Annotated in this window: 19 protein-coding genes; 9 read left to right on the plus strand and 10 right to left on the minus strand. The window is 68.8% G+C overall.

Annotated features, from left to right (window positions below; all coding sequences use genetic code 11):
- Positions 1-2 precede the first annotated feature (2 nt).
- Together ACZ5ZX_RS24030 and ACZ5ZX_RS24035 are read left to right on the plus strand one after the other, a co-directional pair.
- Positions 3-1,691, plus strand: a complete 1,689-nt coding sequence (locus tag ACZ5ZX_RS24030; protein WP_465504452.1) for a ribonuclease J — start codon at positions 3-5, stop codon at positions 1,689-1,691.
- 85 nt (positions 1,692-1,776) lie between these two features.
- Complete coding sequence (locus ACZ5ZX_RS24035; RefSeq protein WP_465504231.1) at positions 1,777-2,613, plus strand: pentapeptide repeat-containing protein; 837 nt, start codon at positions 1,777-1,779, stop codon at positions 2,611-2,613.
- 449 nt (positions 2,614-3,062) lie between these two features.
- Here the strand turns inward: ACZ5ZX_RS24035 and ACZ5ZX_RS24040 are convergent, their stop codons facing one another.
- Entirely contained in the window at positions 3,063-4,448 is a 1,386-nt protein-coding gene (locus tag ACZ5ZX_RS24040; RefSeq protein ID WP_465504232.1) for an amino acid permease, read from the minus strand.
- A 152-nt stretch (positions 4,449-4,600) separates the two neighbouring features.
- Between ACZ5ZX_RS24040 and ACZ5ZX_RS24045 the strand changes: the two genes are divergently transcribed.
- Complete coding sequence (locus ACZ5ZX_RS24045; protein ID WP_465504233.1) at positions 4,601-5,188, plus strand: DUF305 domain-containing protein; 588 nt, start codon at positions 4,601-4,603, stop codon at positions 5,186-5,188.
- Here ACZ5ZX_RS24045 and ACZ5ZX_RS24050 read toward each other — a convergent pair.
- The 7 genes from ACZ5ZX_RS24050 to ACZ5ZX_RS24080 all read right to left on the minus strand — a co-directional run bounded on the left by ACZ5ZX_RS24050 (position 5,165) and on the right by ACZ5ZX_RS24080 (position 10,432).
- Positions 5,165-6,133, minus strand: a complete 969-nt coding sequence (locus ACZ5ZX_RS24050; RefSeq protein WP_465504234.1) for an EamA family transporter — start codon at positions 6,131-6,133, stop codon at positions 5,165-5,167. The genes ACZ5ZX_RS24045 and ACZ5ZX_RS24050 overlap by 24 nt on opposite strands.
- A 61-nt stretch (positions 6,134-6,194) precedes the next feature.
- Positions 6,195-6,740, minus strand: coding sequence for a hypothetical protein (locus ACZ5ZX_RS24055; protein WP_465504235.1), 546 nt, complete (start codon positions 6,738-6,740; stop codon positions 6,195-6,197).
- Positions 6,737-8,275, minus strand: coding sequence for an alpha/beta hydrolase (locus tag ACZ5ZX_RS24060; RefSeq protein ID WP_465504236.1), 1,539 nt, complete (start codon positions 8,273-8,275; stop codon positions 6,737-6,739). The genes ACZ5ZX_RS24055 and ACZ5ZX_RS24060 overlap by 4 nt, the downstream gene beginning before the upstream one ends.
- Positions 8,275-8,580, minus strand: coding sequence for a hypothetical protein (locus ACZ5ZX_RS24065; RefSeq protein WP_465504237.1), 306 nt, complete (start codon positions 8,578-8,580; stop codon positions 8,275-8,277). The genes ACZ5ZX_RS24060 and ACZ5ZX_RS24065 overlap by 1 nt, the downstream gene beginning before the upstream one ends.
- A 70-nt stretch (positions 8,581-8,650) precedes the next feature.
- Complete coding sequence (gene wrbA / locus ACZ5ZX_RS24070; protein ID WP_465504238.1) at positions 8,651-9,265, minus strand: NAD(P)H:quinone oxidoreductase; 615 nt, start codon at positions 9,263-9,265, stop codon at positions 8,651-8,653.
- A 48-nt stretch (positions 9,266-9,313) separates the two neighbouring features.
- The gene (locus ACZ5ZX_RS24075) at positions 9,314-10,123 is read right to left on the minus strand and encodes a lysophospholipid acyltransferase family protein (protein ID WP_465504239.1); all 810 of its coding nucleotides are present in this window, start codon (positions 10,121-10,123) and stop codon (positions 9,314-9,316) included.
- Positions 10,124-10,237: 114 nt separating this feature from the next.
- Positions 10,238-10,432 carry a hypothetical protein gene (locus ACZ5ZX_RS24080; RefSeq protein WP_465491065.1) on the minus strand — a complete coding sequence of 65 codons (195 nt, stop codon included), beginning with the start codon at positions 10,430-10,432 and terminating at the stop codon, positions 10,238-10,240.
- Between ACZ5ZX_RS24080 and ACZ5ZX_RS24085 the strand changes: the two genes are divergently transcribed.
- From ACZ5ZX_RS24085 to ACZ5ZX_RS24100, 4 genes are all read left to right on the plus strand, one after another.
- Complete coding sequence (locus tag ACZ5ZX_RS24085) at positions 10,422-12,758, plus strand: FtsK/SpoIIIE family DNA translocase (protein WP_465504240.1); 2,337 nt, start codon at positions 10,422-10,424, stop codon at positions 12,756-12,758. The genes ACZ5ZX_RS24080 and ACZ5ZX_RS24085 overlap by 11 nt on opposite strands.
- Positions 12,759-12,842: 84 nt before the next feature.
- Positions 12,843-14,084: an AAA family ATPase gene (locus ACZ5ZX_RS24090; protein ID WP_465504241.1), complete on the plus strand. Its 1,242-nt coding sequence runs from the start codon at positions 12,843-12,845 to the stop codon at positions 14,082-14,084.
- Complete coding sequence (locus ACZ5ZX_RS24095; RefSeq protein WP_465504242.1) at positions 14,081-14,656, plus strand: RloB family protein; 576 nt, start codon at positions 14,081-14,083, stop codon at positions 14,654-14,656. The genes ACZ5ZX_RS24090 and ACZ5ZX_RS24095 overlap by 4 nt, the downstream gene beginning before the upstream one ends.
- A gap of 43 nt (positions 14,657-14,699) precedes the next feature.
- Entirely contained in the window at positions 14,700-15,170 is a 471-nt protein-coding gene (locus tag ACZ5ZX_RS24100; RefSeq protein WP_465504243.1) for a hypothetical protein, read from the plus strand.
- A 202-nt stretch (positions 15,171-15,372) separates the two neighbouring features.
- Here the strand turns inward: ACZ5ZX_RS24100 and ACZ5ZX_RS24105 are convergent, their stop codons facing one another.
- Together ACZ5ZX_RS24105 and ACZ5ZX_RS24110 are read right to left on the minus strand one after the other, a co-directional pair.
- Positions 15,373-16,014, minus strand: coding sequence for a nitroreductase family protein (locus ACZ5ZX_RS24105; RefSeq protein ID WP_465504244.1), 642 nt, complete (start codon positions 16,012-16,014; stop codon positions 15,373-15,375).
- A 43-nt stretch (positions 16,015-16,057) separates the two neighbouring features.
- Positions 16,058-16,585, minus strand: coding sequence for an amino-acid N-acetyltransferase (locus ACZ5ZX_RS24110; RefSeq protein ID WP_465504245.1), 528 nt, complete (start codon positions 16,583-16,585; stop codon positions 16,058-16,060).
- Positions 16,586-16,673: 88 nt separating this feature from the next.
- Between ACZ5ZX_RS24110 and rimO the strand changes: the two genes are divergently transcribed.
- On the plus strand, positions 16,674-18,122 hold the full coding sequence (gene rimO / locus ACZ5ZX_RS24115) for a 30S ribosomal protein S12 methylthiotransferase RimO (RefSeq protein WP_465504246.1): 1,449 nt from the start codon (positions 16,674-16,676) through the stop codon (positions 18,120-18,122).
- The gene (pgsA, locus tag ACZ5ZX_RS24120) at positions 18,119-18,766 is read left to right on the plus strand and encodes a CDP-diacylglycerol--glycerol-3-phosphate 3-phosphatidyltransferase (protein ID WP_465504247.1); all 648 of its coding nucleotides are present in this window, start codon (positions 18,119-18,121) and stop codon (positions 18,764-18,766) included. Before rimO ends, pgsA begins: the two co-directional genes overlap by 4 nt.
- Positions 18,767-18,775: the final 9 nt, after the last annotated feature.

Genomic DNA, 18,775 nt, shown 5'->3' on the forward strand with positions numbered 1-18,775 from the left:
CATTGTCAACCGGACCCGGACCGACCACCCCGCCGCCCGCGCTGCCCGAAGGCGCCCTGCGCGTGGTCGCGCTCGGCGGAATCGGCGAAGTCGGCCGCAACATGACCGTCTTCGAATTCGGCGGCCGTCTGCTGATCGTCGACTGCGGGGTCCTCTTCCCCGAAGACGACCAGCCGGGCGTCGACCTGATCCTGCCCGACTTCCGCGCGATCGAAGACCGCTTGGAGGACATCGACGGCCTCGTCCTCACCCACGGGCACGAGGACCACATCGGCGCCGTCCCGTTCCTCCTGCGGCTCGTCCCCGACCTCAAGATCTACGGTTCGCGGTTCACGAACGCGCTGCTCGCGGCCAAGGCCAAGGAGCATCGCCAGCGGCCGAACCTGATCGAGGTCCGCGAGGGCGAGCGACGCAAGGTCGGCGACTTCGACCTGGAGTTCTTCGCGGTCAACCACTCGATCCCGGACGCGCTCGCGGTCGCCATCCGCACCCCGGCGGGTGTCGTGCTGCACACCGGCGACATCAAGCTCGACCAGCTCCCGCTCGACGGGCGGCTGACCGACCTCGCCGGATTCTCCCGGCTCGGCGACGAGGGCGTGGACCTGTTCTGCGTCGACTCGACCAACGCCGAGGTCCCCGGGTTCGTCATGCCGGAGCGCGACATCGGCCCGGTGCTCGACGACGTCGTCCGCAAGGTCGGCCAGCGCGTCATCGTGGCCTGTTTCGCGAGCCACGTGCACCGCGTGCAGCAGGTGCTCGACGCCGCCGTGCGGCACGGCCGCCGCGTCGCGTTCGTCGGCCGGTCGATGGTCCGGAACATGGGCATCGCCGCCGACCTCGGCCTGCTGAACGTGCCGGACGGTCTCCTGGTCAACCTCGACCAGGCCAGCGACCTGCCCGAGAGCAAGGTGCTGTTCGTGTCGACCGGTTCGCAGGGCGAGCCGCTGTCGGCGCTGTCGCGGATGGCACGCGGCGAGCACCGGCAGATCTCGATCCGCGCGGGGGACACCGTCGTGCTGGCCAGCTCGATGATCCCGGGCAACGAGACCGCCGTCTTCGGCGTCGTCAACGGCCTCACCCGGCTCGGCGCGAACGTCGTCCACCAGGGCAACGCCAAGGTGCACGTCTCCGGCCACGCGTCGGCGGGCGAGCTGCTGTACCTGTACAACGCGGTGCGCCCCAGCAACGTCATGCCGGTGCACGGCGAGTGGAAGCACCTGCGCGCCAACGGTGAACTGGCCGTGCGCACCGGTGTCGCCCCGGAGAACGTGGTCATCGCCGAAGACGGCGTCGTGGTCGACCTCGTCGACGGCAAGGCCTCGCGGACCGGCCGGGTCGAGGTCGGGCACGTGTACGTCGACGGCCTGTCGGTCGGCGACGTCGGCGAGTCGACCCTGTCCGACAGGCTCGTGCTCGGTGAGGGTGGCTTCATCGCGATCACGGTCGCCGTGGACACCAGCACCGGTCGCGCGGTGACCAAGCCGACCGTGTCCGGTCGCGGGTTCTCCGACGATCCGAAGGCGCTCGACGCCGTACTCCCGATGGTGGAGATGGAGCTCGCGCGGACCGAAGCCGAGGGCATCACCGACACGCATCGCATCGCGCAGGCCGTGCGCCGTGTCGTCGGCCGCTGGGTCGCCGACACCTATCGGCGCCGTCCGATGATCGTGCCGACGGTCATCCCCGTCTAGTTTCGACGCGCGTGAAGGCCCGCTTCCCTCGGTTCAGCCGAGGGAAGCGGGCCTTCACGCGCATAATCTGCGCATGATGATGGTCATGGTGGGCTTACACGTCATAGGCGCGCTGGCGGGGGTGGCACTCGGGATCGGCGCGGTCTATCTCGTCCGCATGTTCATCGAGGGCGTCCGCCGTGACCGGCGAATCCAGCCCGCGCTGGTGGATCAAGGACTCAGGCTGGACCGTTGGGAACACGCCCTCGAGCTGATGGACAGTGAGGACGCCGCGGAGCGCCTCGAATGCTTCGCGGCCCTGGAGCGCTACGGGCGGGAAGAACCCGACGCCAGGCAAGACGTTGTCGAGCTGATCTGCGCCTACCTGCGCAAACCTTTCGCGTACCCGGTCGAAGACGAGGAGGAACTCGAAGTCCGGCTCGCCGCGCAGAGGCTTCTTACGCAGCACTTCAGGTGGCCTGCCGGGGAGGCCAGACCTTTCGAGTTCTGGGAGGTCGAAGAGCTGGGACTGCGGGACGCGGTGCTCGTCGAACCCGATTTCGCGGACACCCTCCTCGTACGCGCCGAACTCGAGGACAGCCTGATCGTCCGCGGAAACTTCCGCCGGACCCGGTTCTCGCCCTCCGTGAACTTCGAAAGGGCGCACTTCACCGGCGACACCGACTTCCGCGGCGCGTCCTTTCCCGCGCACGCCTCCTTCGTCGACGCGATGTTCAGCGGGACGACCACGTTCGCCGACGCCGAGTTCGCCCAAGACGCCGACTTCACCGGCGCGCGGGTGGAACAGCCCGACGCCGCGCACTCGTGGCCGTCGTCGTGGCGTGCTTGGGCGACCTCGCCGGTCGCTCAGGCGCGGCTCATCCCGACGGCGACCGACCCGCGACCACCAGATTCGGGGCAGACCCGAGAAGTCACCGGGTAGTGCAGGCCATCTTGAGGGATCAGCCTCAGCACACCACCAGCCATAGTGGCGCGCGTGAAGGACCCGACTGGCCGCATGGGGTCGTGAGTGGCGATTCGGGTTCTCTTTGAGGGGTAAGTCAAACCTGGCGTAATCGGCTCGCCTGGCGGCCAGCGAGGAGCTCCCGTTGAGGCGGGGAGCGACTGTCCACAAGGGACACCTTTCGGGGAATCGGCGTCCGATTGATGACACTATGTGCGGTTCCGCGTGGGGGTCGTGAGTGGCGAATAGGGTTAGAACCCTCATTGCCACTCACGACCCCCACGCGGAACCGCGCAAACCGCCCAAGTCGGACAGGTTTCTTTCGGAAAGTGTCCTTTGTGGACGCTGGAGCGCGGCCCGGCTTCCGTCGGTCATCCCGGTCCCCCGCCGGGGCACGCCATGTTTGCCTTACCCCTCAAGAAGAACCCTCACGACGCCGAGCGGGATCGCCGCCGCTGGAGGAAGTAGACGCCGAGGATCACCGCGAGGCTGATCAAGCTCAGGTACAGCTGGGCCCGCGTGTCCGCGTCCACGAACAGCATCGACGCCACCACGGCCAGCGTCCCGGCCAACGTGAGCCAGCTCAGCCACGGGTAGCCCCACATGCGCAGCTTCAGCCGTTCCGGTGCCTCGGCTTCCAGACGGCGCCGCATCCGCAGTTGTGACCCGGCGATGATCGCGTAGACGAACAACGCGACCGCGCCGGCGGAGTTGATGATGAAGTAGAAGATCTTGTCGGGGGACACGAAGTTCATCACCACGGCGACGTAACCGACCGAAGTGGACACCAGGATCGCCTTCCACGGCACCCCGCGCCGGTTCGTGTCCGCGATCCATTTCGGCGCCCAGCCGTTGCCGCGCAACGCGAACAGCATGCGGGAAGCGGTGTACAGCCCGGAATTCAGCACCGACAGCACGGCGGTCAGCACCACCGCGCTGACCACGGTCTCGGCGGCGGGGATGCCGAAGCGGCCGAACGCGGCGGCGAACGGGCTCGTCGTGGTCGGGATGTCGCGCCAGCCGGTGATCATCACCAGCAGTGTCACCGAACCGACGTAGAACACGATCACGCGCCACACGATCGACGACGTCGCCTTGCGCACGGCCGCTTCGGGCTCCCGGGATTCGGCGGCCGCGATGGTGACGATCTCCGCGCCGAAATAGGAGAAGATCACGATCACCACACCGTGCACCACCGAGAACGGGCCGTTGGCGAGGAAGCCGTCCTGCGCGATGTTGCCGACCGAGAACGATCCGCCGGGCCAGAGCCCGAGCACGAACAGGATGCCGACGACCAGGAACACCACGATCGTGGCGATCTTGACCGACGCGAGCCAGAACTCCGTCTCCCCGAACGAACGCGCCGAGGCGAGGTTGGTCGCGGTGAGCAGCAGCATCAGCACCAGCGAGAAGATCCATTGCGGCACAACGGGAATCCAGGCTTGCAGGATCTTCGCCCCGGCGACGGCCTCGAACGCGACCACGCCGACCCAGAAGTACCAGTACAGCCAGCCGACGGTGAAGCCCGCCCAGCCGCCGAGCGACGTCCGCGCGTACTCCATGAAGGAGCCTTGGGACGGCGCGGCCGTCGCCATTTCGCCGAGCATCCGCATCACCAGGACGACGATCAGGCCGCCGATGGCGTAGGACAGCACGGCCGCCGGGCCGACGGTGTGGATGACGGCGCTGCTGCCGATGAACAGGCTCGCGCCGATGATGCCACCGAGCGCGATCATCCGGACGTGGCGTTGCCGCAGGTCCGGGCGGAGGCCGTCGCGTTCGGCTGTCCGCTCTGGAGAGGTTTCGGCGTCCATTCGCGGGTTGCCTCCTATCGGGGTGGCGGCGGATCGCGGGATTCTCGCACCGCGGGGCCCGGAGGAAAAGTATTTGCGCAACCCCGGTGAACGGACCGATGTGGACTCTGCGAACCTAGGCACCTCCACCGCGCGTTCCGAGGAGCACTTCGATGCCGCACGCCGTCCTCCGGTTCCTGCCCGCCGTCGCACTGGCCGCCGTGCTGACCGGCTGCTCGGGCGAGGCACCTCAGCCGCAGACCGCGCCGCCGGGGTCGTCGCCGATGGCGCAGCAGGCCGCCGTTCCGTTCAACGACGCCGATGTGGCCTTCGCGCGGCAGGCGCTCGCGCATCACCAGCAGGGTGTGGATCTGGCTTCCCTGGCCGAAACGCGCGCGGAGAACGCGGAGCTGAAGGCGCTCGCGATGCGGATCATCGACACGCACGAACCGGAGATCGCGCGGCTTTCCGCGCTCATCGAGTCCTGGGCCCAGCCCGCGCCGGACGATCCGAACCTCGAACACGTCCAGCGCGACGGGTACATCAGCCCGGCAGACCTGGCGGCACTGGCCGGACTGTCCGGAAAGGACTTCGACCGCCAGTTCGTCTCGCGGCTGCAGAAGCAACGGGAGGCGGGCGTCCGCATCGCCGAGGCGGAAACCCAGCACGGCCGCAATCCCGACGCCCGCGACCTCGCCGCGACGACGGCGCGTTCGCAGCAGCAGGAGATCAGCGCGCTACGGGGCTTCCAGCAGGGTTGAGTCCGTCTGGACCACGTTCGAGTTCGACTGGACGATGTACGCGCCGGTCAGCAGGACCACCGCGCCGACGGCCTGGATCCAGCTGAGCGCCTCGCCGAGCAGCACCCAGGCCGCGGCCGCCGCGATCAGCGGCTCCACCAGTCCCACGACGCTCGCCACCGACGCCGGGAGATGACGCAGCGCCGTCATGCCGGTGGCGTAGGCGAGCACCGTCGCGATCAGCACGAGCGCGACCAGCAGTGACCACACTGGCGGATGCCACGGTCCGAAAGCGATCGGCGCGGCGACGGCACCCCACGGAATCGTCCACGGCGGGGCGACCGCGCAGACCAGGACCGCGCCGATCGTCATCCCCCAGGTGACCATGCCGAGTGGGTCCCGGTTCGCGACCCCGCGCTCGCCGAGCAGGAAATAGCCCGCCGAACAGACGGCCGCGCCCAGTCCGGCGAGCAGCCCGACGACGTCGAGGCTGAGGCCTTCCCAGACCTGCGCGACCAGGATCAGCCCGGTCATCGCGAGCGCGATACCCGTCCACATCGCCCTCGGCAGCCGCACCCGCCGCACGAACCGCACCCACAGCGCGATCAGCACCGGCGAGGTGAACTCGAGCAGGATCGCGATGCCGACCGGGATCCGGCCCGCCGCGAGGAAGTACATGAGCTGGACACCGGCGACCCCGAGCGAGCCGTACGCCACCAGCAGCGGCCACTCGTGTTTCCGCACCCGCAGGAGCGTCGGGCGGAAGACCGCGACCAGGCAGAGCAGCACGATCGCCGACAGTCCGATGCGGATCGCCGCGACCTGTTCCGGCGACAGTCCCGCCTGCATCGCCGGTTTGCCCAGCACACCCGAGGTCCCGAAGAAGAGCGCGGCGAGCAGGACGAGCAGGACGCCCCGGCCGCGGTGCGCGACGTGCTGGGCGGGGGTGGCGAGTTCGGCGGTCACGGCCGGAGGGTAGAGGCCGGGTGGGAGCGGGGCGAACGGTTTTCCCAGCGGCTGGGCGGTGTCAGAAGGAAGTGCCGCCGTCGGTCCAGTCGGTCTGGGCGAAGTCCTCGTCGTCCACCGGGGCGCGGCGCGGTTTGCGGGCGGGGGCGGCTTCCTGGTCCTGTTCCGGGGGAGCGGCGACGGGCTGTTCGGGTGTCCGGGGTTCGGGCGTGCCGTTCGGCCAGACACACGGTGAGGTGGCGCCGAGGTAGAACTTGCCCAGATCGTTCGCCTGAACCGACATGTCGAAGGCGTCGCCGGTGTGGCGCGCGAAAAGATACTGATCTGTCGGGCGGGCGTCGGTCAGCACCTCGAAGGAGTTCGATTCCCACCAGTGGATGATCGCCGCGAAGTGTTCGGGGAACCGTGCGGAATCCAAGCCGACGATCTCGTAGGTCGCGGAGATCTCGAAACGGCCTTCCGGCCCGTTGTCGGTGGGGTCCGCGCACTCGGAGCGGTTCCGGGTGAACAACTTCAACTCGGCAGGGGCGGGCAACACGGAGAACGCGCCCTGAAGGTAGTGCTCGACCTTGTCACGGGCCTGCTGTTCGGTGATCGTCGATTTCATGTCGTCGGCTTTCCGGCGATGATCAGGCCGATGTTCCGTAGCGAGGGATTGTTGTCTTCCCAGTACTCACTGTGCGCCTCCTGGCTGTACCCGCCGAACCCGTCCGTGCCCGGCGCCGACGTGAACACCCGTCCGCCGAAGTCCGCGTCGGTCGGATCCTGTCCGAGTACCAGGTCGTACCCGGCGATCTCCAGATTGGCCAGATTGATCATGTCGTGTTCGGCCACCGTCGCGTGCACATGTCCGCCGATCCGGCCCGGATCCACCCCATCGAGGTGCAACTGGCTCACGTCGTGCGCGCCGACGCCCGGGCTCGCCACGAAAACGAGTTCGTCCGCGGCGAGGCCGCCATCGCGGGCGGCATGGCCCACGACCGTCGTGCCGTAACTGTGTCCCAGCACCGTGTTGTGCGACGGTGCCCCTTGATGCGTTTCCCGCAGGCCGTCTTGGAATCCGGCCAGCGCCTCTTTGCCGCCATCGGCGTACTTCTCCTTCGCGGCGTCGGTGAGACCGTCCGGCGCGTCGTAACCCAGCCAGGTGATCACGGCCGTCGAGGGGGAGCCGGCGGTCGTCGCCACGGCCCACATCTTGTCCGAGCGGTTGAGATCACCGCCGATCTTCCTCAGTTCCGCCCCGGTCCCCGGTACGTATGTCGCCACATTCGCCGCCGTGTCCGGATTACCCGCGGAAACGATCGCCTTGCCGTCCCCGCTGGTGTCCAGCCCGAGCAGAAACGCCCGCGGTTTACCGGGTTCCGTGTTCTCGAGCCGGTCCCTGATGGCTTCCAAACCCTTGAGCTTGGGATCGCCTTGGAGCCGTTCGATCTCCCTGGCGAGGACAGCGCGGTTCGCGGCGTCGCGGTCGGCGGCCGGGATGCCGTCGAGATTCCCGACCAGCCCCGGATTTCCTTGCAGCAAAGCAACTTTCGCGGTGTCCGACAGGCTGTCCCACCACGCCTTGTTGTCACCGGGGGACCCGTGCTCCGGCGGGCCGATGATCGACAGACCGCTTTGCGCGGCTCCGACGTCGGCGGCTTGGGCGAGGGTGCCGCCGCCTTGTCCGGTGAGCTCGCCTCGAAGAGCGCGCCGCATGATGGCCGCGAAGTCGGCGTCGACGTCGGTGGCGCGGCGCAGGATCTGCTCGATCCGGTCGGCGAGTTCCGCCAGCACACGCGGTTCCGAAGGCCCGCCGGACGAAGTGAGCTCTCCACCCTGGCCGATGGTCAGTCCGTGCCGGGACGCGAGTTCGTCGGTCTCCCGCACGAACGCCACGATCCGGTCCAGCGCGATCTGCACCTCGTGCGCACCTCGCCGGACCGCGGACGCTTCGGCCACCAGTTGCTCCACAGTGGACGCCAGCGACTCGCCTCGCGTCGACGCGGCGAGAGCGGCCTCACCGGACCAGCCGGGAAACCGGGCCATGGACTCGACGTCGTCGGCGGCGGCGAGGATCCGGCCGCAGCCGTCGTTGAGCGCGTCGGCGACCTTGCCGATCGCGGCCGGATCCCACCGGCGCACGTCGCCCCAGGTGAGCATCAGACGGAAGTTCCCGTGGCGCGCAGATCCCGCGACGCTTCCAGCTCGTTCGAGCGATACCGCCCGGCCGCTTCGTCCAGCTGAGCCGCGTAGGAGGAGACGTTCCGCGCCCAGCCGGGAACCGCGCGACCCCAGGCGTCCGCGAGCAGCCGGGCCGCCTCCCCGGACACGCCGCCCGGCAGGCCTGCCGCGACACCGGTGAGCGTGGCCGCGAGATCCACCCGCCCGACGTCGTCCGAAGCCCGTTTCGCCGCTTCAGACGCGGCTCCGATCGCCCCCAGGACCACCTCGTACCCGCCGGTCATCCCGCCGCCTCCCCCTAGCGTGACGCTGTGTGACGGCACTACGACGCGGGAGGCGGACGCTCGGTTCCCTTCATCCGTCCTTGACGAGGCCGTCGGCGACATAGCGCGAGACGGTGGCGAGGCGGCGCCCCTGCAGGCGGAGGGCCTCCAGCGCGAGGCCGTCGGGTTCGGCGGACTTGCGCGAGACGAACGAGCCGCCGTACGGGTTGCCCGATTCGAGCAGGTGAGGGTCGGTGTAGCCGAGCGGCAGGACGATGGCGCCCCAGTGGTAGAAGATGTTGTTCGTCGCCAGCACGGTCGATTCGAGCCCGCCGTGCGCTGTCGACGCGGTGGTGAACGACGTCGCGACCTTGTTCACCAGCTTTCCCTTGGCCCACAGGCCACCGGTACTGTCCAAAAAGGACTTCAGCTGGGCGGCGGGGCCGCCGAACCGGGTCGGGCTGCCTGCCGCGAAACCGTCCGCCCATTCCAGGTCTTCCAAGGTCGCGAACTCGTGATGCGGGCCCGCGTCCACCCACGCCTGCCAGCGCGGATTGCTCGAGACGGCACCGGGCGGGGCCGTCTCGGGAACCGTGCGGACACGGACTTCGGCGTCGGTCTCGCGTGCGCCGTCGGCCAGCGCCGACGCCAGTTTCGCGGTGTTGCCGGTCGCGCTGTAGTAGACGACGAGGATGCGGGTGCTCACGTCCGCCGACCCTAGGCGAGGGTGAGCACCCGTCTCAGGATCCGGAACTCAGTACTTCTTCCACGGGCTGACGGTGTCGGTCGGCCGCGTCGGGTCGTGGAAGCGCGGCTTGTCCAGTTCGCCGCGGCGCAGCGGCACCAGGCCGTCGGTGATCGCCTGCATGATCTTGGCGTGCGCGCGGACCCCGGCGCCCGGCCGCTCCGGCTCGACCTCCGACAGGTCCACCGGGTCACCGAAATGCACCTGGAAACGGGGTCGCCGCATCGGCGCGCTCAGGCCGGATTTGGCGAGTGGAACCAGATCGGCGGGGCCGTTGACGGTCTCCGTCCCCCAATAGACGGCTTCGTGCGCGCCCCATTGGCTGATCGGGATCACCGGTACCCCGGCCGCCAGCGCGAGCCGCGCGGCGCCGGTCTTGCCGCGTTCGGGCCACAGGCCGGGATCGTGACTGATCCGGCCCTCGGGGTAGACGATCAGCGGGTCACGGGTGGTGCGCAACGCCTCGGTCGCTTCGGCGAACTGGCCGACGGCCGTCGTGGCCTGTTTGCGGTCGACCCGCAGGTGACCGCTGGCCCGCAGCGCCGGGCCGATGACGGGTGCGTCGAGGATGCCGCCCGCCAGCATGAACCGCGGGTTGATGCCGATCCGTTTGCACGCGGCCATCAGCACGAACGCGTCGAACACGCCGATGTGGTTGGCCGTCATGAGCAGCGGCTTCCGGCGCAGTTCCGCCGGGACACCGCCGGTCACGGTGAGTTTGCCGACGACGTTGACCAGCCCTCGGTCGATGTTCAGCATCGTGCGCCAGATGGCGGGGGCGCGGCGAGCCGAATTCTCATCCTGATGCAGCGCGAACATGGGGCAGAGCATGTCATGAAGCCCTTTTCACCCGGATGGCCGCTCAAGCTGTGACCTGAGACGAATGTTCTCCGTGTGCTCCGAGTGGCACCCGGGGCTGAAGGGCCGAGGCGGTTACCGTGGAGACATGGCTAGCGGGTCGACGACCAGGAAACGGAGTACGGCGCGAAGCGGCGGCAGCAAGGGGCCGGCGCGGAAGCCGCGTACCCCGGCGAAGCCCAGGTCAACGGCGGCGAGGAAGCCCGCTCCACGGCGTCCGGCGGCCAGGAAGAAGTCTTCCGGCACGTTCGCCAAAGGCGTGCGCGGCACCTGGAACCTGCTCGCCAAGGGGCTCGGTACCCTGGCGAGGACGGTCGGCCGCAGCCGTGAACTCGAACCCGAGCACCGCCGCGATGGTCTCGCACTCGGGCTGATCGCGCTCGCGCTGGTGATCGCGTTCGGCGTCTGGTGGCGGGCCGCGGGTCCGATCGGCGGCTGGGTGGAGGTCGCCACCCGCTCGCTGCTCGGCGCGGGTGCGGTGACCCTGCCCCTGGTCCTGATCGTGGTGGCCGTGGCGCTGATGCGGTCCGAACCGATGCCGGAGGCCCGGCCGAGGATGGTCATCGGCACCCTCCTGGTCATCCTGTCCGTGCTGGGCCTGCTGCACATCTTCACCGCGCTGCCGGAGACCAACGACGGGCGGATGTACGCCGGTGGCGTGATCGGCGCGTTCTCCGGCGGCCTGCTGACCATGGGCGTCACCACCTGGGTCGCCGTGCCGCTGCTGGTGCTGGCATTGCTGTTCGGCACGCTGGTGTTCACCGGGACCCCGGTCCGCGAGATCCCGCACCGGCTGCGCACCTGGGGTCTCGACCCCGAAGAGATCGAAGAGGCCGAGGCCGAGCGCCGGGCCATCCACGACGAACGCGACGCCGTCACCGAAGCCGATCCGAAGTCGGTCCGCCTGCGGAAGCCGTCACGGCGCCGCCAGGGCGCCGGTGACCACACGGGGGAGCAGCTCGACATCGACGCCGCGCTGGCCGAACCGCCGACGCCGCTGCGCCCGCCGAAACCCGCGGTCAAACCGGTCGAAGTGCCGGAGAAGAAGCCGAAGAAGGCCGAGCAGCCGCTGGCGGTCACCAGGACCGTGGAAGGCGACTACAAGCTCCCGCCGCCGGACCTGCTGAAGCTCGGCGACGCGCCGAAGTCCCGCAGCAAGGCCAACGACGCCATGATCGAGGCGATCACCGGCGTGCTGGACCAGTTCAACGTCGACGCGCAGGTCACCGGGTTCACCCGGGGCCCGACGGTCACCCGGTACGAGGTCGAACTCGGCCCCGGCGTGAAGGTCGAGAAGATCACCGCGCTGACCAAGAACATCGCCTACGCGGTGGCCACCGACAACGTCCGGCTGCTCGCCCCGATCCCCGGCAAGTCCGCGGTCGGCATCGAGGTGCCGAACTCCGACCGCGAGATGGTGCGCCTCGGTGACGTGCTGCGCGCGCCGTCGACGGTCAAGGACAACCATCCGATGGTGATCGGCCTCGGCAAGGACATCGAAGGCCATTTCGTCACCGCGAACCTGACGAAGATGCCGCACCTGCTGGTGGCGGGGTCCACCGGTTCCGGTAAGTCGAGCTTCGTGAACTCGATGCTGGTGTCGCTGCTCGCGCGGGCGACGCCGGACGAGTGCCGGATGATCCTGATCGACCCGAAGATGGTCGAGCTGACCCCGTACGAGGGCATCCCGCATCTGATCACGCCCATCATCACCCAGCCGAAGAAGGCCGCCGCGGCGCTGGCCTGGCTGGTGGAGGAGATGGAGCAGCGGTATCAGGACATGCAGGTCAACAAGGTCCGGCACATCGACGACTACAACAAGAAGGTGCGCTCGGGCGAGATCACCGCGCCGCCGGGCAGCGAGCGCGTCTACCAGCCGTACCCGTACATCATGGCGATCGTCGACGAGCTCGCCGACCTGATGATGACCGCCCCGCGCGACGTCGAGGACGCCATCGTCCGGATCACCCAGAAGGCGCGTGCCGCCGGGATCCACCTGGTACTGGCGACCCAGCGCCCGTCCGTCGACGTCGTGACCGGCCTGATCAAGACCAACGTGCCCTCGCGGCTGGCGTTCGCGACCTCGTCGCTCACCGACTCGCGGGTCATCCTCGACCAGCCGGGTGCGGAGAAGCTCATCGGTATGGGTGACGCCCTGTACCTGCCGATGGGCGCCGGGAAACCCGTCCGTATCCAGGGCGCCTTCGTCGGCGACGAAGAGATCTCCGCGGTGGTGAACTTCGCCAAGGAGCAGGCGCAGCCGGACTACCAGGACGGCGTCACCGCGGCGAAGGCCGGCGAGAAGAAGGAGATCGACTCCGACATCGGCGACGACCTCGACGTCCTGCTGCAGGCCGCCGAGCTGATCGTCACCTCGCAGTTCGGCTCGACGTCGATGCTGCAGCGGAAGCTGCGGGTCGGCTTCGCCAAGGCCGGACGCCTGATGGACCTGCTGGAAAGCCGCGGCGTCGTCGGGCCTTCGGAGGGCTCGAAGGCGCGGGACGTGCTGATCAAGCCGGAGGAGCTGGAGTCGGTGCTGTTCATGATCCGCGGTGGCGGGGACGCCGGAGGAGGGGACGTCTCCGACGACGACTGACCGGGCCCTGGGTGATGCTCCGGGCCGTTCTGTGCGGTTTACTGGTACAGAATGGCCTGAGACTTCGCCAGGGAGGTGGCCAGAGTGCTCCGCAGCTTCCGGTTGGGCAACCATCGCTCGTTTCGTGACGAGCAGGAACTGCTCTTGATGCCCGCCATGCCCGGGGACGACCGTCCGGCCGTCCCGGTGGCAGCCATCTACGGAGCGAACGCTTCCGGCAAGTCGAACCTGTTGGACGGGCTCGCGTTCATGCACGGACTCGTCGTCGCGCCGGAGTCGTGTGGTGTCGCCGACCGAGAAGGCTTCCGGCTGGGCGGTCACGACACAGAGCCGCCATCGACGTTCGTGGTCGAACTCGTGGCAGAAGGAGTTCGGTACACCTACGGCTTTACGATCGACGACGACGCGATCTCGGAAGAATGGCTCTACTCCTATCCGGAGAAGCGTCGGCGGGTGGTGTTCGAGCGGCTCCGCGAAGGCGTCAAGTTCGGCTCCACCACGACCGAACTGGCGAGCAAACTGGGGGCCTTGGAAGAACTCATCCGCCCGAGCGTGCTCCTGCTGAGCTTCGGTTCCAGTCTGGACTTGGGACCGCTGATGCCCGTTTTCCGTTGGTTCGAGTCGGAATTGTGGATCATGCAGGCCGATCTGTCCTGGTCGACCGACGGCCTCGCGGATCGGGTCGGCGAGTATCTGCGGCGTGATCCGCGCAATGCCCGGCGGCTGGTGACGTTGTTGTCGGCCGCGGATGTCGGGATCACGGACGTCTCCGCCGAACTGATCCAGGGCGGTATCCGTGGCGAGTTCCAGCTGCGCCGGGGAAGGCCCGTCCTCCGCCGCCCGTCTCAACCTCCACGGGGGAAGCGGTGGCGGTTGATGTTCCAGCACCACGGCGCCCGCACTCTGTTCGAACTGAGTGACGAGTCCTCGGGCACGCGTAACTGGCTCGAACTCATCCCGACCGTCCTGGACGTCCTCGACGGAGGTCAGGTGCTCTTGGTCGACGAGATCGACTCGAGCCTGCACCCGATGCTGACCGCGAAGCTCGTCGGTCTCTTCCAATCCGAAGAGACCAATCCCAGCGGTGCCCAGCTGATCTTCACCACGCACGACACGAGCCTCCTGGGCACCATGCTGGGCGACAGCGTGCTGGATCGAGACCAGGTCTGGTTCGTCGACAAGAACTCCGAAGGGGCTAGCGAGCTCTATCCACTCACCGACTTCAAACCGCGCAAGGACCAGAACACCGAGCGTCGCTATCTCGCCGGTAGCTATGGAGCTGTTCCCGTGCTGGGCGACTTCGCCGAGGCAGTGCTCGGCAAATGACCCGCAGGGAGAACAGCGGCCGGAGACGACCGGCGTTCCGGGAGCAGCGAACGTCGATCCTCGTCGTCTGCGGTGCGGAGGCCACTGAGCCCGCGTACTTCGAAGGTCTCAAACGGGCTCGCCGGAACCCGGCCGTCACGATCAAGATCAAGGCGAAGCGGGGCGACCCGGAAGCTGTGGTCAAGTACGCGGCGGGGATGCGCGACCGTGCCGAGGGGACGCACGACGAAGTGTGGTGTGTGGTCGACGTCGACGAGTTCGACCTCGACAAGGCGGCGGCGACCGCTCGTCGGCTCCGCGTCGACCTGGCGATCTCGAATCCCTGTTTCGAGTTCTGGCTGTTACTGCATTTCGAGGCCTGTTCGGCGCCGTTGCCGTGTTATGGCGACGTGGCGAAACGCCTGCTCAAACACGTGCCGGGTTTCAGCAAGTCGGCGTTGCGGTTCGCGGATTACGAGAGCGGGATCGGCTCCGCTGTCTTGCGCGCGAAGAAGCACAACGTCGAGCTGGGTTTCGAGCACGGTCGTAACCCCTCCACCGGAGTCTGGGCCCTGGTCGAAAAGATCACCTGAAACCCGATGCAACGGACCGGCGGCTCCGTTCCGTCCAGAAGACGTGGACCCCAAGAAGCTGCTCGTCGTCCTCTGCGCCCTGGCCGGTCTCGCCTGCGGAGCGGGCAGCTCCACCGCGCGCGAACAACCTCCGGCGGTCCAGCCCGCACCGGCCGCTCAACCGGCGCCGGCGGCCGAGCAGGCTCGGCCGCCCAAGGGCACCGTGGAGCTCGGGGACACCATCACCCTCAAGGCCGGTGAAACCGCCGAGGTCGCGTCGAAGGACATCAGCGTCCGGTTCTCCCAGCTGGTGTCCGATTCCCGCTGTGCACAGGGCATGGTCTGCGTCTGGGAAGGGGAGGCCGTGGTCGCGGTGACCCTGGCCGAACCGGGACGCGGCGAGCGGAAGAGTGCGGAGCTGGCGTCCACCGGACGGGGTGGCAGGCAGTCCGTCGAGTTCGCCGCCTGCCGGGTGGACCTGGTCGCCGTGAGTTCGGGGGGCGACCAGGTCACCCTGCGGGTGTCGAAGGCATAGGCGCGGTCTGCCGGGAAGGCCATCCCGGGCCGCAACAGCACCACCAGTCACATCGGCTGCGCGTGAAGGCCCCCTTCCCTCGGCTCAGCCGAGGGAACTCGACCTTCACACCCTTCCCAGTACGTGAGCCAGGCCGCAGCCCACGAGCAGGCTCGCGGTTGGTACTGAGCCCTGAGCGGACCGGTCATGCGACCGGCGCCGCCTACAGCGCGTTGCCCCATCCGTCGAGGTACGCGACTTCCGACAGCGGCACGCGCGCGGCGGGTTTGAAGTCCGGCACCGTCGTGTAGGCCACCGGCAGCAACCCCACCTGCGTGACGTCGGAGGGGATGCCGAGGATCTCGGCCGCCTCCGCCTCATGCGTCAGGTGGTACGTCGTGAGCGTCGAGCCCAGGCCGCGCGAGCGCAGCGCCAGCTGGAAGTTCCACACCGCCGGGAAGATCCCGCCGTAGAACGCGGCATCGGTCGCGTTGTCGCCGCTCGGCCTGCCGGTCAGGCACGGGATGACATAGACCGGGACCCGGTCGATCACGTCGATCAGATGCTGCCCCGAGGCGAACGCCCGCGCCACGGACGGCTCGGTGATCGCCTGCCCCAACGCGGCCGCGTTGGCCTCCAGGTACGCCTTCCCCACCCGGCGGAACAATTCCGACAGCCGGTCTTTGACGTCCTGATCCCGCACCACGAGCCAGCGCCACGCCTGCTGATTGCCCGGTGTCGGTGCCTGGAGCGCGAGCCGCAGGCACTCTTCGAGCACTTCCGGCTCGACCGGACGGTCCAGGTCGAGTTTGCGCCGGACCGCCCGCGTCGTGCTGAGCAGATGGTCGGTGACCGAGGTGTCCATGTCCCGCCTTCCCTGATGCCGAAGATCGCTTCGCCACCCGAAGCTACAGCTCCAGCAGCATCCGGCTGTTGCCGAGCGTGTTGGGCTTCACGTACGGCAGGTCGAGGAACTCCGCGACACCCGGGTCGGCCGAGCGCCGCATCTCCTCGTAGACCTCCTGGGTGACCGGGGTGCCGTCGATCTCGACGAAGCCGTGCCCGGCGAAGAAATGGGTTTCGAAGGTCAGCACGAACAGCCGCTTCAGCCCGATCTCCCTGGCGAAGTCGATCAGCTTCCCCACCAGCGCGTGCCCGATGCCGCGGCCTCGGGAGTCCTTGTCGACGGCGATGGTGCGCAGCTCGCCGATGTCCTCCCACAGCACGTGGAGGGCGCCACAGCCGAGCACGTCGTCCCCGTCTCCGACCACCCAGAACTCCTGGACGCTCTCGTAGAGGGTGACGAGTTCCTTCTCCAGCAGCACCGTCCCCGCGTCGGAGTCGACCAGCGCCTTGATCTTGCGGACGTCCGCGATCCGCGCCCGGCGAACGGTGGGGCGGCGGTGGAGTAGGGGGTCTGAGGGCACGTCCACCATTAAGCCATCCGCGAGGCCATGCCCGGCCGGAGGCTCGCCCGAGCAAGCGATCGCCGACCCCGGGAGCAGGCCAGCTACCCTAAGGCACGTGCCTTCTCCCACCACTGATCCTGTCGCCACCCGTCGCGTGTCCTTGCTGACCCTCGGTTGCGCCCGCAACGAGGTCGATTCCGAGGAACTCGCCGGACGACTGGCGGCGGGCGGCTGGGAGCTCACCGCCGAGCCCGAAGACTCCGACGTCGTCGTCGTCAACACCTGCGGCTTCGTCGAGTCCGCCAAGAAGGATTCGGTCGACACCCTGCTCGCCGCGTCCGACACCGGCAAAAAGGTCGTCGCCGTCGGCTGCATGGCCGAGCGCTACGGCAACGAGCTGGCCGAAAACCTGCCCGAGGCCGACGCGGTCCTGGGCTTCGACCACTACGCGGACCTCTCCGACCGGCTCGACGACGTCGTGGCTGGCCGCAAGGTCGAGTCCCACACCCCGTCCGACCGCCGCAAGCTGCTGCCGATCAGCCCGGTCCAGCGTCCGACGGCCGCCGAGTCGGTCGAGGTGCCAGGGCACGCGCAGCACGGCTGGGGCCCGCGGGTGCTGCGGACCCGGCTCGACGACTCCCCGGTGGCCGCGCTGAAGATCGCCTCCGGCTGCGACCGCCGCTGCTCGTTCTGCGCGATCCCGTCGTTCCGGGGTTCCTTCGTGTCCCGGCAGCCGGACGAGATCGTCGCCGAGGCGATGTGGCTCGCGGAGAACGGCGTCAAGGAGGTCTTCCTCGTCTCGGAGAACTCCACCTCCTACGGCAAGGACTTCGGCCGTGACGGCGCCCGCGCGCTGGAACTGCTGGTGCCGCGACTGGCCGCGGTGCCCGGGATCGAACGCGTCCGCGTCTCGTACCTGCAGCCCGCCGAAACGCGTCCTGGCCTGGTCAAGGCCATCGCGACCACGCCGGGTGTCGCCGACTACTTCGACCTGTCCTTCCAGCACTCCAGCGAGACCGTGCTGCGCCGCATGCGCCGCTTCGGCTCCACGGACTCGTTCCTCGCGCTGTGCGACCAGATCCGGGAGTACTCGCCCAACGCCGGCATCCGCACCAACGTCATCGTCGGATTCCCCGGCGAGACCGAGGAGGACGTCGCCGAGCTGGAGCGGTTCCTGACCGGCGCGCGGCTGGACGCCGTCGGCGTCTTCGGCTACTCGGACGAAGACGGCACCGAGGCCGAGACCTTCGACGGCAAACTCGACGAGTCCGTCGTCGCCGAACGGGTTTCGCGGATCTCCGCGCTGGTCGAGGAGCTGACCTCGCAGCGGGCCGAGGAGCGGATCGGCGACTTCGTCGACGTGCTGATCGAGCAGGCCGAGGACGGCGAGGACCCGATCGGCCGCGCCGCGCACCAGGCCCCCGAGGTCGACGGCGAATGCGTCCTGATCGAGACGGACGATCTGCCCTCGCTGGCGGTCGGTGACTTCGTGCGCTGCGAGGTCGTCGACTCCGAGGGCGTCGACCTGATCGTGCGGCCCGCGCCGCCCGAGGCCGACCGGTGAATGCCGCCCCGAGCGACGCCGGAGCCGGTGAGGGAACGGGCGGTGAGCACGCCCGGGTCCCCGAGGCCACTCCGGTCCCGACGCTGAACCTGGCGAACCTGCTCACGATGTCGCGGCTGGTACTGGTGCCGTTGTTCGTGATGGCGCTGTTCGCGGGCGACGGGGACGACACCTTCTGGCGCGCGATGGCCACCGCGTTGTTCGCGATCGCGTCGTTCACCGACCAGGTCGACGGCTGGGTCGCGCGCAAGTACGGGCTGATCACCGATTTCGGCAAGATCGCCGACCCGATCGCGGACAAGGCGCTGATCGGCGCCGCGCTGATCGGGCTGAGCGTGCTGGGCGAACTGGGCTGGTGGGTCACCATCGTCATCGCGATCCGCGAGATCGGCGTGACGCTGCTGCGGTTCTGGGTGATCCGGCACGGCGTCATCCCGGCCAGCCGCGGCGGCAAGGCCAAGACGCTCACGCAGGTCGCGGCCATCACCGCGTACCTGCTGCCCCTGCCGGCCGCCGCCGAACCGGTCCGCTGGGTGCTGATGGGGCTGGCGCTGATCCTGACCGTCGTGACCGGCCTCGACTACGTCGTGCGCGCGGTGCGGCTGCGGGCCGCCGGACAGCGGGCGACGGGCACCGCGTCGTGACAACCGGTG

The sequence above is a fragment of the Amycolatopsis sp. NPDC033938 genome (assembly GCF_055575975.1).

Coding starts and splice junctions, on each gene's coding strand:
- ACZ5ZX_RS24060 (WP_465504236.1), bottom strand. CDS start 8,275: ATGCTCACCTGGGGCGACGTGCGCCGGTGGGATCCGGCCGCGATCGGC.
- ACZ5ZX_RS24055 (WP_465504235.1), bottom strand. CDS start 6,740: ATGAAATCGACGATCACCGAACAGCAGGCCCGTGACAAGGTCGAGCAC.
- ACZ5ZX_RS24040 (WP_465504232.1), bottom strand. CDS start 4,448: ATGGACGCCGAAACCTCTCCAGAGCGGACAGCCGAACGCGACGGCCTC.
- ACZ5ZX_RS24045 (WP_465504233.1), top strand. CDS start 4,601: ATGCCGCACGCCGTCCTCCGGTTCCTGCCCGCCGTCGCACTGGCCGCC.
- ACZ5ZX_RS24105 (WP_465504244.1), bottom strand. CDS start 16,014: ATGGACACCTCGGTCACCGACCATCTGCTCAGCACGACGCGGGCGGTC.
- ACZ5ZX_RS24095 (WP_465504242.1), top strand. CDS start 14,081: ATGACCCGCAGGGAGAACAGCGGCCGGAGACGACCGGCGTTCCGGGAG.
- ACZ5ZX_RS24075 (WP_465504239.1), bottom strand. CDS start 10,123: ATGTTCGCGCTGCATCAGGATGAGAATTCGGCTCGCCGCGCCCCCGCC.
- ACZ5ZX_RS24035 (WP_465504231.1), top strand. CDS start 1,777: ATGGTGGGCTTACACGTCATAGGCGCGCTGGCGGGGGTGGCACTCGGG.
- ACZ5ZX_RS24065 (WP_465504237.1), bottom strand. CDS start 8,580: ATGACCGGCGGGTACGAGGTGGTCCTGGGGGCGATCGGAGCCGCGTCT.
- ACZ5ZX_RS24110 (WP_465504245.1), bottom strand. CDS start 16,585: ATGGTGGACGTGCCCTCAGACCCCCTACTCCACCGCCGCCCCACCGTT.